This is a genomic window from Orrella dioscoreae, assembly GCF_900089455.2.
In the GTDB taxonomy this organism is placed as follows: Bacteria; Pseudomonadota; Gammaproteobacteria; order Burkholderiales; family Burkholderiaceae_B; genus Orrella; species Orrella dioscoreae.
This window is the reverse complement of record NZ_LT907988.1, coordinates 1,861,349-1,874,444: the sequence shown is the minus strand read 5'-3', so window position 1 is coordinate 1,874,444 and position 13,096 is coordinate 1,861,349. Positions and strand designations below refer to the sequence as shown.

The 13,096-nt window shown below is 68.1% G+C and carries 13 protein-coding genes; 9 read left to right on the top strand and 4 right to left on the bottom strand.

What is annotated here, in order from left to right; all coding sequences use genetic code 11:
• The first annotated feature begins 98 nt into the window (after nucleotides 1–98).
• The 5 genes from ODI_RS08725 (at nucleotide 99) to ODI_RS08705 (ending at nucleotide 4,027) form a co-directional block, all read left to right on the top strand.
• Entirely contained in the window at nucleotides 99–707 is a 609-nt protein-coding gene (locus tag ODI_RS08725; protein WP_067753314.1) for a hypothetical protein, read from the top strand.
• Between the two features lie 72 nt (nucleotides 708–779).
• Nucleotides 780–1,229 (top strand): BON domain-containing protein, encoded by a 450-nt coding sequence (locus tag ODI_RS08720; protein ID WP_067753312.1) that lies wholly within the window; start codon nucleotides 780–782, stop codon nucleotides 1,227–1,229.
• Nucleotides 1,226–2,614 carry a cardiolipin synthase gene (gene cls / locus ODI_RS08715; RefSeq protein ID WP_408635940.1) on the top strand — a complete coding sequence of 463 codons (1,389 nt, stop codon included), beginning with the start codon at nucleotides 1,226–1,228 and terminating at the stop codon, nucleotides 2,612–2,614. The genes ODI_RS08720 and cls overlap by 4 nt, the downstream gene beginning before the upstream one ends.
• Before the next feature lie 137 nt (nucleotides 2,615–2,751).
• The gene (locus ODI_RS08710) at nucleotides 2,752–3,276 is read left to right on the top strand and encodes a hypothetical protein (protein WP_067753309.1); all 525 of its coding nucleotides are present in this window, start codon (nucleotides 2,752–2,754) and stop codon (nucleotides 3,274–3,276) included.
• 7 nt (nucleotides 3,277–3,283) lie between these two features.
• Nucleotides 3,284–4,027, top strand: coding sequence for a metallophosphoesterase (locus ODI_RS08705; protein ID WP_331716316.1), 744 nt, complete (start codon nucleotides 3,284–3,286; stop codon nucleotides 4,025–4,027).
• 9 nt (nucleotides 4,028–4,036) lie between these two features.
• Here the strand turns inward: ODI_RS08705 and alr are convergent, their stop codons facing one another.
• Both alr and ODI_RS08695 read right to left on the bottom strand, forming a co-directional pair.
• The gene (gene alr / locus ODI_RS08700) at nucleotides 4,037–5,167 is read right to left on the bottom strand and encodes an alanine racemase (protein ID WP_067753306.1); all 1,131 of its coding nucleotides are present in this window, start codon (nucleotides 5,165–5,167) and stop codon (nucleotides 4,037–4,039) included.
• 122 nt (nucleotides 5,168–5,289) lie between these two features.
• On the bottom strand, nucleotides 5,290–6,627 hold the full coding sequence (locus tag ODI_RS08695) for a D-amino acid dehydrogenase (RefSeq protein ID WP_331716315.1): 1,338 nt from the start codon (nucleotides 6,625–6,627) through the stop codon (nucleotides 5,290–5,292).
• A gap of 105 nt (nucleotides 6,628–6,732) precedes the next feature.
• On the opposite strand from ODI_RS08695, the gene ODI_RS08690 reads away from it, so the two are divergent.
• Nucleotides 6,733–7,194 (top strand): winged helix-turn-helix transcriptional regulator, encoded by a 462-nt coding sequence (locus ODI_RS08690; RefSeq protein WP_067753422.1) that lies wholly within the window; start codon nucleotides 6,733–6,735, stop codon nucleotides 7,192–7,194.
• Nucleotides 7,195–7,203: 9 nt separating this feature from the next.
• On the opposite strand, the gene ODI_RS08685 is transcribed toward ODI_RS08690, so the two are convergent.
• Together ODI_RS08685 and ODI_RS08680 are read right to left on the bottom strand one after the other, a co-directional pair.
• Nucleotides 7,204–8,835 carry a PAS domain S-box protein gene (locus ODI_RS08685; RefSeq protein ID WP_067753298.1) on the bottom strand — a complete coding sequence of 544 codons (1,632 nt, stop codon included), beginning with the start codon at nucleotides 8,833–8,835 and terminating at the stop codon, nucleotides 7,204–7,206.
• A 295-nt stretch (nucleotides 8,836–9,130) separates the two neighbouring features.
• Nucleotides 9,131–10,060 carry a LysR substrate-binding domain-containing protein gene (locus ODI_RS08680; RefSeq protein WP_162292295.1) on the bottom strand — a complete coding sequence of 310 codons (930 nt, stop codon included), beginning with the start codon at nucleotides 10,058–10,060 and terminating at the stop codon, nucleotides 9,131–9,133.
• Between the two features lie 220 nt (nucleotides 10,061–10,280).
• Between ODI_RS08680 and ODI_RS08675 the strand changes: the two genes are divergently transcribed.
• The 3 genes from ODI_RS08675 to ODI_RS08665 are packed head-to-tail and all read left to right on the top strand — an operon-like array spanning nucleotide 10,281 to nucleotide 13,093.
• On the top strand, nucleotides 10,281–10,673 hold the full coding sequence (locus ODI_RS08675; protein WP_067753293.1) for a carboxymuconolactone decarboxylase family protein: 393 nt from the start codon (nucleotides 10,281–10,283) through the stop codon (nucleotides 10,671–10,673).
• A gap of 47 nt (nucleotides 10,674–10,720) precedes the next feature.
• Entirely contained in the window at nucleotides 10,721–12,169 is a 1,449-nt protein-coding gene (locus ODI_RS08670; RefSeq protein ID WP_067753419.1) for an aldehyde dehydrogenase family protein, read from the top strand.
• 33 nt (nucleotides 12,170–12,202) lie between these two features.
• Nucleotides 12,203–13,093, top strand: coding sequence for an NAD(P)-dependent oxidoreductase (locus ODI_RS08665; protein ID WP_067753292.1), 891 nt, complete (start codon nucleotides 12,203–12,205; stop codon nucleotides 13,091–13,093).
• Nucleotides 13,094–13,096 lie beyond the last annotated feature (3 nt).

Genomic DNA, 13,096 nt, shown 5'->3' with positions numbered 1-13,096 from the left:
CCGACAACGCGGCGGCGCGGGGCTCGCGGCCTCGCCTGCCGTCGCGCGGCCCCCAATGGGCACCCGAATGGGCCGGGCACTGACACAAGGAGACCGACATGTCCTTGATTGTGGCAGCACGCTTCGAGACCTTCGATGCCGCGCAGGCGGCAGCCGGCAAGCTCTTCGCCCAAGGCTGGGCCGAGGACGCCATCAACATCTTTTTCGTGAATCCGCCCGGGGCGCATGACCGATACCCGGTAGGGGGCGACCGCGCGGTCGATCCGGATGCGAAGGGCGCACAGAAAGGCGCGTGGAGCGGTGCGGCCCTTTGCGGGGCCGTGGGTGCCGCGATCGGCGCCGGCCTGCTCGCGCTCGTCGGCGGCGCGGGCTGGGGCCTGGTGGTGGGCGGCGCGCTGGGCGCCTACCTTGGGGCATTCGCCGGGGCATTGCTGCTGGCGGGCCGGGGCAAGGCAGCCTTTCCCTCGCTGGCTGGCGAAACGTCCCCCGCCAAGGTCCGCCCGGCAGGCGTCCTGCTGGCCGTGCACGTCGAAGCAGGCCAGCAGCAGGACGTGGCCCAAAGGCTGCGTGAACTGGGCGGCTCCGACGTGGAGCGGGCGCAGGGCCGCTGGCGCGAGGGTCGCTGGGTGGACTTCGATCCCGTCGAGGCGCCACAGCCCGTCACGCCTGGCGACGCGCCGCCCAATGCGGGCGCGCCCATGCGCTAGACACCCGCTTGCGGGTCAATGATCCATGTGAATCAGTACGGCACTTCCCCATTCCGAGACAGGAGAATCACCATGAGCACGCTCAAGAAAAACCCGGAAAGCGCCGACCAGGACAAGCAGCGCAAGGAAAACGAAGGCCCGGGCGCCTTCACCCAGGAGTTCAAGGAAGAAGGCACGGCCAGCGACCTGAAGCATGGCGGCTATCAGAAGCCCGGCCAGGGTGGCTACCAGGGCAGCTATGACGAGGGCAAGTTCGAGCACCACCCGCTGGCGCCCGACGCCGCCGAAGAGGCCCGCAACGCGCCCACCGACAGCGACGTGAAGCTGATCGAGGACGTGCGCGCCCGGCTGGCGGAAGGCGGCCCTTTCCTCGATGCCCATGACCTGAACGTGAGCGTGGAAGGCGGCCGCGCGGTGTTGACCGGCAGCGTCGCCGAGGCGCATGTGCGCGAGGACATCGAGGCGGCCATCGCCCAGTCGCCTGGCCTGGCCGGCGTGGACAACCGCATCGCGGTGCGCTGAATGTGAATGCGCTGCGAGGCTTGGGGGCAGCGGCCGCCTGCGCGCTGCTGACCCATTGCGCTTCCGTGCCGGGACCGGAGGTCCTGGCCGAGCAGCGCGCGCAGGTCCAGGCAGCGCGGGAGTCCGGCCAGGAAGGCTACCAGCGTGGCCGTGACATCGTTCGCGATGCCACCAGCAGCAAGCAGGATGACTTCCTGGCCTTGCACATGGCGGTGGAAGAAGCCGTCAGCGCGCAGCCGCTGTGGCCGCGCAATTCGGTGCGGCTGCTGACCGATGGCCCCGCCACTTACAAGGCGATGCAACAGGCGATCCGCGCGGCGCGTCATTCCATCCGCCTGGAAACCTATATCTTCGACGACGACGAGATCGGCAACCTGTTCGCCGACCTGTTGATCGAACGCGCCCGCGCCGGCCTGGACGTGGCGCTGATGGTCGATGCCATCGGCACGCTGGCGGCCAGCGAGGAGATGTTCGCGCGCATGCGCGATGCCGGTGTGCAGGTCGTGGTGTTCAACCCCTTGAATCCGCTGGCGGCCAGGGCCGGCTGGTCGGTGAACGAGCGCAGCCACCGCAAGATCCTGGTCACGGACGGCCGCGTGGGCTTCCTGGGCGGGATCAATGTGAGCGGGGTTTACGCCTCGTCCTCCCTGCTGGGCAAGCGCGACTCGCAGGAAGCGAAAGGGGCCGACGACGCGCCCTGGCGCGACACGCACGTGGAGATTCGCGGCCCGGCGGTGCAGCGCATCGAGGAAGTGTTCCTGGAAGGTTGGAACGAACAGAAGGGGCCGCCCATCGCGCAGCGCCAGACGCTGGGCGCCGCGTCGGCTGCGGGTGACCTGACGGTGCGCATCCTGGCCAACCAGCCCGGCGAGGAAGACGGCTACACGGTATATCTGACGCTGATGTCGGCGCTGCAAAGCGCGCAGAAGCGTATCTGGATCACGATGGCCTATTTCGTGCCGGACCCGGCGTTCGTGCAGGCGCTGCAGGAAGCCTCCCAGCGCGGCGTGGACGTGCGGCTGATCCTGCCTGGCTTCACCGATTCGAAGCTGGTGTTCCACGCCGGCCGCTCGCACTACACGTCGCTGCTGAAATCCGGCGTCCAGCTGTATGAACGCAAGGATGCCCTGCTGCATGCCAAGACCATCGTGATCGACGGCGTGTGGTCGACGGTGGGCTCCAGCAACCTGGACTGGCGCAGCTTCGCGCTGAACCACGAGATCAACGCGGTGATCCTGGGCACCAGCTTCGCCAGGGAAATGGAAACGCTGTTCGAGCAGGACCAGCAGGCGGCCGAGCGCGTCACGCTGGAGCAATGGCGCTCGCGTGCTGCGGGTGACCGCCTCATGGAAGGCTTCTCGCGCCTGTTCGAGCGCTGGCTTTGAAGTGTCGGCCCCTGCCCCGCAACCCGTCAGCCCGGGCGCGATTTCCATGAGGAACTCCGCCATCACAACAATCGGCGGCACACCCCTGTGCTAGCCTGTTCCTGACCGATGGCCGTGCCATCGCCCCGAGGAGTCCCATGCTGCCCCAGACCCTGTCCGAACTGGACGAGATCCGCGACCGCTGCCTGAAACTGGTCCAGCGCAAGGCCCTGCTGTCGGCAGGCGCCGCGGCCGTGCCCGTGCCCGGCCTGGACGTGGGCACCGACGTGGCCATCCTGATGCAGTTGCTGCCCCAGATCAACGAGCGTTTCGGCCTGAGCGCCAAGCAGATCGACGCACTCAGCCCCGACACCCGCAAGATCCTGACCGCCAGTTCGGTCAGCCTTGGCACCGAGTTCCTGGGCCGCGTGCTGACCCCGCAACGCGTCATCACGGTGCTGCAGAAACTGGGCGTGAAGAAGCTGGCGGGCAAAAGCGCCGCCAAGATCGTGCCCATCGTGGGCAGCGCCGTGGCGGCCACCGTCAGCTACGTGGTCCTGCGCCGCATCGGCGTGAAGCACATCAACGAATGCTACGAAGTCGTGCGGCGCACGCTGATCGCCGAAGGCCATCGCGACGTGATAGAGGTCGACGCCGTGGAAGTCCCGACGCGCACCCGCTGACTTCCGCATGTCACCGCCCGACACCGCCGCGCCGCCCGCCTACGGCCCGCCCGCCCTGCCCCGGCCCATGCTGCCCGCGGGCAGCCACCTGTTGCGCCTGGCGCCCAACCCGTCAGGGCGCGACCTGGCCGTGGGCGATATCCACGGCCACTTCTCGAAGCTGCGCGACGCCCTGGCGCGCGTGGGCTTCGACGGCGCGCGCGACCGCCTGCTGAGCGTGGGCGATCTCATCGACCGCGGGCCCGAGAGCGAGCGGGCGCTGGAATGGCTGGCGCAGCCCTGGTTCCATGCCGTGCGCGGCAATCACGAGGACTATCCGGTGCGCCTGGTGCGCACCGGCCTGGTGGACAGGGAGAACTACGCGCGCAACGGCGGCGGCTGGTTCCTGGCCTTGCCGCCCGAGGCGCAGGCGCGCCACGCGGCGGCGTATGCACAACTCCCTTATGCCCTGTCGGTGCCGACGCCGCAGGGGGAAGTCGGGATCATCCACGCGGCGTCCCCTTCGCGCGATTGGCAACGCGTGGCGCAGGCGCTGACCTTGCGCAGCGCGCGCGGCCTGGCCACCTGGTCCCGCCGCAAGGCGCAGGAAGGAGACACCACGCCGATCGCAGGGGTACGCGCCGTCGTGGTGGGCCACCAGCCCATGGCAGACCCGCTGGTGCTGGGCAACGTGCACTACATCGATACGGCGGGCTGGACGCCCGAGGGGCGCTTCACCCTGCTGGACCTGGCGACGCTGCAGCCCGTCTGAACGCGACGCTCAGGCCAGCGCGTGCTGTCCGCGCGCAGCCGATGCCGCGGCCACCGGCGCATCGGAAGACACATAGGAAAACGCCACGCGCTTGACGTTGCACAGCAGCTCGTACGAGATCATGCCGGCGGCCTCGGCCACGCGATCCACCGGCACCTGCGCGCCCCACAGCTCGACCTTGCTGCCCACGCCGGCCTGCGGCAGGTCGGTCAGGTCGACCGTCATCATGTCCATCGACACCCGCCCGAAAAGCGGCGCCAGTTGGCCGTCCACGGCCACCGGCGTGCCGGCGGGCGCGTTGCGCGGGTAGCCATCGGCATAGCCCATCGCAATGAGGCCCACGCGCGTGTCGCGGCGCGTGACGTCGCGCGCGCCGTAGCCGACGGGCTCGCCGGCGGGCAGCGTGCGCACCGCGAAGATCTCGCTTTGCAGGGTCATGACCGCGCGCAAGGCATCCTCGCCCTCGCGCGGCAGCATGCCGCCAGGGTCGGAGCCATACAGCATGATGCCCGCGCGGCCCCAGTCGCGCCGGGCGGGGGACCAGCCCACGATGCCGGCGGAATTGCACAGGCTGCGCGGGCCGGGCAAGGCGCCCACGGCGGCGTCGAAACAGGCCACCTGGGCGGTGGTCATGTCGCTGGCGGGTTCGTCGGCGCGCGCGAAGTGGGTCATGAAACCGATCTCGCCCACGGCCGGCAGCGCGCGCAGGCGCGCATGCGCCCACTCGACCTGCGCAGGCGTGAAGCCTGCACGGTGCATGCCCGAATCCACCTTCAGCCAGACCTGCAGCGGCCGCGTGTCGCGCAGGCGCTGCAGCATCTCGATCTGGACGTCGCTGTGCACGACCAGCGCGCAATCATGGCGCGCCGCCTCCTGCGCATCGTCATCGGAGAACGCGCCTTCCAGCACCAGGATGGGACCGTCGATGCCTGCCATGCGCAGCAGCGAAGCTTCCTGCATGAAGGCGACCGCATAGCCGTCGGCCAGGCCTTGCAAGGCGCGGGCGCAGGCGATGCTGCCATGCCCATAGCCATTGGCCTTCAGCACGGCCATCACCTGACCGCCGTGCAGGCGCCGCGCCAGGGCGTAGTTGTGGCGCAAGGCATCCAGGTCGATCAGCGCGCGGGCGGGGCGGGTCATGCGGGCACTCCGTGAAATACGAACATCAGATGCAATGGTACTCGCCCCGGGCAGGATGCCCGGGGCGGCGGATGAGACACAAGGACGAGGGGGGCGGCAAGGCAGCTCGCCCGCCCCTTTTTTCAGGCAGAAGCGCCGACGGCGTGGCGTGAGACGCCGGCCCGAGGCGCGCCATCGGCGCCGTAGCGCGAGATGTCCAGGCCTTCGGTGGAAATCTCGGGCTTGCGGCCCATCAGCAGGTCGGCCAGCAGGCGGCTGGAACCGCAGGCCATGGTCCAGCCCAGCGTGCCGTGGCCGGTGTTGAGATACAGGTTTTCGTAGCGCGTGCGGCCGACGATGGGCGTGCCGTCCGGTGTCATCGGGCGCAGGCCGGTCCAGAACTCGGCGCGCGCGACGTCGCCGCTGCCCGGATACAGATCGTTGACCACGCGCTCCAGCGTCTCGCGGCGACGCGGATTCAGGCGCAGGTCGTAGCCCGAGAGCTCGGCCATGCCGCCCACGCGGATGCGGCCGTCCAAGCGCGTGACGGCAACCTTGTAGGTCTCGTCCAGCACCGTGGACGTCGGCGCGGCGGCCTCGTCGGTCATCGGGATGGTCAGCGAATAGCCCTTGACCGGGTACACCGGCAGGTCCAGGCCCAGCGGCGCCAGGAAATCACGGTTGTAGCTGCCGAAGGCGGCGACATATCGGTCGGCGCGCAACACTTCTTCGCCCAGGCGGACGCCCGCGATCCGGCCGTTCTCAACCATCAGGCCGTCCACCTGCTGGCCCGTGCGGAACACCACGCCTTGCGAGGCGGCCAGCTCGGCCAGGCGGCGCGTGAACAGATGGCAGTCGCCGGTTTCATCGTTGGGCAGGCGCAGCCCACCCGCCAGCTTGTCCAGCGAACGCCGCAGGCCCGGCTCGATTTCGGCCAGGCGGTCGCGCGAAATCAGTTCATAGGGCACGCCGCACTCTTCCAGCACGGCGGTGTCGCGTTGCGCGGCCTGCATCTGCGCCGGATCGCGGAACAGCTGCATCAGGCCTTTCGTGCGCGACTCATACTGGATGCCGGTGTCGTCGCGCAGCGCGCGCAGGCAGTCGCGGCTGTACTCCGCCAGCCGCAGCATGCGCTCCTTGTTGATGGCATAGCGCTCGGAAGAGCATTCGCGCAGCATGCGGGCGATCCAGCGCAGCTGATAGGCGCTGCCGTCGGGACGGATGGCCAGCGGCGCATGGCGCTGGAACATCCACTTCAGCGCCTTCATGGGAATGCCGGGCGCGGCCCACGGCGTGGAATAGCCCGGCGAGACCTGGCCTGCGTTGGCGTAGCTGGTTTCAAGCGCCACGCCAGGCTGGCGGTCGATGAGCGTCACGTGCGCGCCCTGGCGCGCAAGGTAATAGGCGGACGTCACGCCGATCACGCCGCCGCCCAAGATGACCACGTTCATGGCATTCCCCTGTTGTTTGGTGTAAGTCAATTCGGCTAGTCTATGGACAATTCCCCAGTTTTTTTTCCTGTTTTATGGGCCCCAAACAAGAAATAAGTCATGGCATCCTCCAGAAAAACCCCGGCCGGAAGTGAAATTCGCCCACTGGACAGGATCGACCGGCAGATCCTGGACATCCTGCAGAAAGAGGGCCGCATCCCCATCAGCGAGCTGGCCGGGCGGGTCAATCTTTCCACCACGCCCTGCTCCGAGCGGGTCAAGCGCCTGGAACGCGAGGGCATCATCATGGGCTACCACGCCCGGGTGAATCCGCAGGCCGTGGGCAAGGACCTGCTGGTCTTCCTGGAGATCAACCTGTCGGCCAAGTCGGGCGACGTCTTCGAGAAAGTGCGCCGCGAGCTCATGGAAGTGCCCGAAGTGCTGGAATGCCACCTGGTGTCCGGCGAGTTCGATTACCTCGTCAAGGCCAGGCTGGGCGAGATGCGCGCCTATCGCCGGCTGCTGGGCGAACTGTTGAAGCGCCTGCCCGCCTCGGCCTCCTCCCGCAGCTACGTGGTGATGGAGGAGGTCAAGGAAACGCTGTACCTGGCGCTCTGAGCGGCGCGCTCAGGTCTTGCGCCTGACCGCCTTGCCCTTGCCCGGCGGTTTTCCTGGCACCGCGGCGGGTTTCACTTTCTCCCTGGTCTTGCTCCTTGCCTTGACGGGCGCGGGCGGTGCCGCGGGCTTGAAGCGCCCGGCCTGGCGGCTGGCGACTGCCGGCACTTCCCGGCCCACGATGCCGCGCTGCCGCGCCCACACGATGGCGGCGCTGCGGCGGTTCACGCCAATCTTGCTGTACAGCGAGGCAACGTGATTGCGTATGGTGTTGCGTGACAAATGCAATTCCAGCGCGATCTCGGTGTCGGTCAGGCCCTGGCACATCAGCCCCAGCACCTCGCGTTCGCGGGTGCTCAGGTCGGCCAGCTCACCCCCTGCCTGACGCGCCTCGGTATGCGGCATGCGCAATTGCGCCAGCTTCTCGATCACCGTGCGGCTGAACCACGAGGTGTCCTGCATCACCGTCTGGATGGCGGCATACAGGTCGGCCTCGGAACGCTTGCGCTCGCTGATGTCCTGGTACACGGTCAGCACGCAGGCGATGTCATCTATCGTGACCACTTCGGCGGAAACGAGGCAATCGAGCGTGCTGCCATCACTGGCGCGCAGCACCGCTTCCAGGCCGCTGATGCTGCCCGTGGCGCGCAGCGCGCGTGCCGCCTCGCGATAGGCGCTGGGGTCGACCCACAAGGTGCCCGCCGCATCGGCGCGGCCCACGATGTCCTCGGCGGCATATCCCGTGACCTTGACGAACGCATCATTGACTTCGAGATACTGGCCTTCGAGCGTATCCAGCGCCATCGGCACCGGCGCCAGCCGGAAGGCCCGCGAAAACCGCTCCTCGCTCTGACGCAAGGCGATCTCGGCGCGGCGGCGCGATTCCAGGTCGTTGTAGGTAAAAAGCATGCACTCGTGCCCACCGACGTCGATGGGCTGGCCCGCCACCACCACCAGCTTGTTGCCGCCCCCCTTGATCGTCAGCAGGGTCTCCGTCTGGGGAATGGTGCGGCCCTCGCCCAGGCGCGCCAGGGCGCGCTCTCGGCCCGGGCCCGCGCCCAGCACGCCGATTTCGCGTGCCTTGCGGCCCAGCAGGCTGTCGCGCGAATAACCGGTCATTTCCATGAAGCCCTCGTTGACCTTGATGCAGCGCATGTCGTCCAGGCGGCAGATCAGGGCGGGCGCAGGGTTCGCGGCAAAGGCGCGCTCGAAGCGCTCCTCGGCGCTATAGCGATCCGTCTCGTCCAGGCAAACCAGCACCATGCCTTCGGTCACGCCATCGCTGTCCAGCAACGGCAGGCTGCGCAGGCGATGCACGCGCATCGGCGCATCCGCCTGGCCCTTGCGCGTAACCTCGACCACCACGTCGGAGAAGGCCTCGCCCGCCAGGGCGCGGTCCATGGGATAACGCGAGGCAAGCAGCGGCTTGCCATTGCGGTGGCGCAGGGCGTAGTGCTTGCGAAAGCCCGCGGCGGTGCCGCCCAGCTCCAGCAGGTTGGCCGCGCCATACATGGCCAGCGCGGTGTCGTTGGCCCAGGCGATATGCCGGTCGGTGTCCAGCAGGATGATGCCCTCGATGAGTCCATCGATGATCTCGAGCAGGTGCCTGCGCTCCGTCGTGAACGCGGTGGTCGATTGCTGCATCACTCCTCCGTTAGTGCAGGGCTACCGGTACAAAAGTACTAGAGAGAGTGGTGCGCCGTCCTCTGTCGCAATAGACGGGCACACATTAATGTCTTCGTTGCGTCTTTCCCGAATGAAAGCGTCAGGATGCAAGAAGGAGCAACGATGAAGCAGCCACCCCGCCCCGACCGCAAGCCAGAGGAGGTTCCCGCGCTATTGCCTGAAGAGGACACCCAACCCGCGCCTATCCCCCTGCCCCCCGACGACCCTGTCCCGCCCGTGCGCAAACCTCCCAAACCCGGCGAGGCAGACGTCTTCACGGATTTGGCGCGGCGCCGTCTCGCCGCGCATCGCGCCCATGGTTCAGGGACAGCAGCATCGCGGCAAATACCCGCGCAGCCGGCGCAAGCGGCACGGCCGTGCGCTGCACCAGACTGATGTCCGCGTGCGGAATGGGCTCGCGCAAGGCGAGTGCCTTCAGTTCACGGGTGAAGGTGCCGTCCTCCACCACGAAACCCGGGCCGAGAAAGAGATAGTCGGTCTCGGCCACCAGTTTCAAGGTATCCAGCAGGGAATCCACCGTGACCGCCACGTTGGGCTTGGCCATGCCGTGCGCGGCGAACCAGTCGCCCAGGCGGTTCGACGGCGTGCCAGATGGTCCCAGTGGCCGCGTATTGATCCATTGCGCCTGCGCCAGCGCCTGGATGGACGTGGCATCCGCCAGCGGGTGGCCGCGCCGGCACAGGATGGCGGGCCGCGAATCGCCCATCTTGGTGCTGGACAGGTCGCTCATGTCGCTGGCCTGTGACACCAGCGTCACCGCGAAATCCAGCCGTCCTTCGCGGATTCCCGACAGCAGGGCCGCCGAGGGGCCGCTGGCCAGGTGCACCTGCACCTTGGGATAGGCCCAGCGCAATTGCTGCAGCGCCGCCGGCACCAGCCGCGCGCAGGCCTCTGACGAGGCCCCGACGCTGATGCTGCCCGACAACTCCCCCTTCAGGTGGCTGAACTCCTGCTCGGCGCGGTGGCACTCCCCCAGGATGATGCGCGCCCGCGCCAGCAACGTATGCCCATGATCGGTCAGCACCACGCCGCTGCTGGCCCGCACGAACAGCGTGGTGCCCAGGGAGTGTTCCAGCCGCCGCAACTGCTGCGTGAGCCCGCTTTGCGCGATACCGAGACTTCGGGCGCCTGCCCGGATGCTGCCGTGCTCGACGATGGCCACGAAGGCCCGTAATTGGTCCAAGGTCATTTTCTGGCCTTTTTTGGGCGAAAAACTGCGGATTCCGGCTGGTTTCCGGGGTTTCGGCAGGGACGTGTCATGCCGTTGTCATGGGAATTACCCCGATAATCTTTGCTTATCATGATAACGATATTCGCATCTTACGAGATCGCATTGGCTTACTTAGACTGCATCGCATGGCCCACCTTCCGGGCCGGACCGACACGCAGAAAGGGCAAGCAAAATGAGCAAGGATCTGTTCAAGCGCGGAGAGGAAATCCGCAATGAGGTGCTGGGCGAGGCCTACGTCAAGAATTCGGCCGCCGTCACCGACGCCTTCAGCGAGCCGATGCGCACGTTCGCCATCAAGAACCTGTGGGGCGACATCTGGGACCGCCCCGGCCTGGACCGCCGCAGCCGCAGCATGATCAACCTGGCGATGCTGGCCGCCATGGACCGCCCCGCCGAACTGAAGATCCACCTGCGCGGCGCCCTGAACAACGGCGTCACCCGCGACGAAATCCAGGAAATCTTCCTGCAGGTCGCCCTGTATTGCGGCGTGCCCACCGGCAGCGACGCCACCCGCGTCGCCCGCCTGTTCTTCGCCGAATTCGACGCCGAAAAAGCCAGCGCATGAGCACCGACGCACGCACCCTGGCGCCGGAGCGCCTCTACGCCGCCCTGATGGGGCCCGACGCGGTCGTGGGCTCGTATGTGTCGGGCAAGCTGGTGGCAGGCACCGGCCAGGCCATCGACCTGGTGAACCCGGCAGATGGCACGCCGCTGCTCAGCTACCAGGACACGACGGCCGACACGGTGCGCGCGGCGCTGGAAGACGCCCGCCAGGCACAACGTGTCTGGGCCGCGAAGCCCGCCCGCGAGCGCGGCATCGTGCTGGCGCGCCTGTCGGCACTCGTCGGCGAACACGCCGAGGCACTGGCCCGGCTGGAAGCCTGGTCGACCGGCAAGGCTTTGAAAGGCTGTCGCGCGCAGATGGGCGCGGTCGCCGAGAGCTTCCGCTACTACGCGGGCTGGACCGACAAGTTCGCCGGCAAGGTCACCCCCGTGCCGGGCGGTCAGTTGAACTACACGCTGCGCGAGCCCCTGGGCGTGGTGCTGCAGATCATGCCCTGGAATTCGCCGCTGTACCTGGCCGGCGGCAGCATGGCGCCCGCGCTGGCCACGGGCAATGCCGTGCTGCTCAAGCCCTCGGAACTCACGCCGCTGTCCTCGCTGGTGCTGGGCCGCCTTGCCATCGAGGCCGGCCTGCCCGCCGGCGTGCTGCAGGTGGTCAACGGCCTGGGCCAGACCGTCGGCCCCGCGGCCATCGAGCATGAGGCCACGCGCAAGGTCGTGTTCGTGGGCTCGACCCAGACGGGCCGCCGCGTGAACAGCGCCGCGGGCTTGCGGCCGATCCCCTGCCTGCTGGAACTGGGCGGCAAGTCGGCCAATATCGTCTTTGCCGACGCCGACATCCCGGCCGCGGTGGATGCCGCCGTGATCGCGGCCTTCGCCAACACGGGCCAGAACTGCGCAGCCGGCTCGCGCCTGCTGGTGCAGCGTCCCGTCTACGACCGCTTCGTCGCCGAACTGGCCGTGGCCTCGCGCCGCTACAAGGTCGGCGCGCCGCTGGACGACAGTTCGGATTGCGGCCCCATCAACAACCTGGCGCAGTACCGCCGCGTGTGGGACATGATCGCCATGGGCCTGGCCGAAGGCGCCGAGCTGGCCGAAGGAAAGGCCGCGCCCGACGCCGATGCGCAGGGCTACTACGTGCCGCCCACCATCCTCAAGCACGTGAACAACGGCATGCGCATCGCCCGCGAGGAAGTGTTCGGTCCCGTCGTCGTCGCCATTCCCTTCGACACGGAAGAAGAGGCGATCACGGTGGCGAACGACAGCGAGTTCGGCCTGGCCGGCGCCGTCTGGACGCGCGACATCGCCCGCGCGCACCGCGTGGCGGCCAGCGTCAATGCCGGCATCTTCTGGATCAACATGTACCGCGAGATGCACGCCTCCACGCCCTTCGGCGGCTACGGCAACAGCGGCTACGGCCGCGGCAGCGGCGAGGAAGCCCTGCACGAATACACCCAGACGAAGAACGTCTGGGTCCCCTACTCCCACGGCGCCTGAAACGCCTTCTTCCTTACACGGACACCCAAGAACATGAGCAAGCTTTCCACCATCGGCGTCATCGGCCTGGGCAAGATGGGCCGCGGCATGGCCAACTCGATCCAGCGCGCGGGCCTGTCGGTCATCGGCCTGGACGCCTACGCCCCGGCGCGCGAAGCCTGCGCCGCCGACGGCCTGCGCGTCACCGACTCGCTGGCCGAACTGGCCGGCCTGGCCGACGCCATCGTCTTGTCGCTGCCCAACTCCGACATCGTGCGTGCGCTGCTGGAAGGCCCCGAAGGCCTGATCGCGCTGGCTCGCCCCGGCACGATCCTGATCGACACCACCACCGCCGATCCGAAGACCATGCAGGCGCTGATCCCGGCGCTGCGCGAGGCCGGCGTGCGCTTCGTCGACGCCCCCGTCAGCGGCGGCCCGGCGGGCGCGGCCAAGGGCACGCTGACGATGTTCATCGGCGCCGCCGCCGAGGACCTGGAAGCCGCCACCCCGGTGCTGGCCGCCCTGGGCGAGAAGCGCTTCCATATCGGCGAGGCCGGCGCGGGCTATATCGCCAAGCTGGTGAACAACCTGCTGGTCGCCTCGCACCTGCTGACCGCCAGCGAAGCCTTCCGCATCGCCGAAGCCGCGGGCGTGCGCACCGAGCAATTGCTGGAGTCGATCAATGCGGGCTCCGGCCGCAGCGGGGTCACGCTCTACAACTACCCCAGCCGCATCCTGAACCAGGGCTTCGACTCGGGCTTCACCATGCAGCTGATGCGCAAGGACGTGCGCCTTGCGCAATCGCTGATGCGCGAATCGGGCCTGGACCTGCCGGTCAGCCGCACCGTCGGCGCGATCTGGCAGGGTAGCGACAAGGAACTGGCCGACCAGGAAGATTTCAACCGTATCGTTACCATCGATACCAACCAACGTCAGGCGCACTGAACG

What these genes read in the sequence shown, in the direction of transcription:
- ODI_RS08705 (WP_331716316.1), top strand. Translation starts at nt 3,284, where the DNA reads ATGTCACCGCCCGACACCGCCGCGCCGCCCGCCTACGGCCCGCCCGCC.
- ODI_RS08725 (WP_067753314.1), top strand. Translation starts at nt 99, where the DNA reads ATGTCCTTGATTGTGGCAGCACGCTTCGAGACCTTCGATGCCGCGCAG.
- ODI_RS08675 (WP_067753293.1), top strand. Translation starts at nt 10,281, where the DNA reads ATGAGCAAGGATCTGTTCAAGCGCGGAGAGGAAATCCGCAATGAGGTG.
- ODI_RS08665 (WP_067753292.1), top strand. Translation starts at nt 12,203, where the DNA reads ATGAGCAAGCTTTCCACCATCGGCGTCATCGGCCTGGGCAAGATGGGC.
- ODI_RS08685 (WP_067753298.1), bottom strand. Translation starts at nt 8,835, where the DNA reads ATGCAGCAATCGACCACCGCGTTCACGACGGAGCGCAGGCACCTGCTC.
- ODI_RS08670 (WP_067753419.1), top strand. Translation starts at nt 10,721, where the DNA reads ATGGGGCCCGACGCGGTCGTGGGCTCGTATGTGTCGGGCAAGCTGGTG.
- ODI_RS08710 (WP_067753309.1), top strand. Translation starts at nt 2,752, where the DNA reads ATGCTGCCCCAGACCCTGTCCGAACTGGACGAGATCCGCGACCGCTGC.
- ODI_RS08720 (WP_067753312.1), top strand. Translation starts at nt 780, where the DNA reads ATGAGCACGCTCAAGAAAAACCCGGAAAGCGCCGACCAGGACAAGCAG.
- alr (WP_067753306.1), bottom strand. Translation starts at nt 5,167, where the DNA reads ATGACCCGCCCCGCCCGCGCGCTGATCGACCTGGATGCCTTGCGCCAC.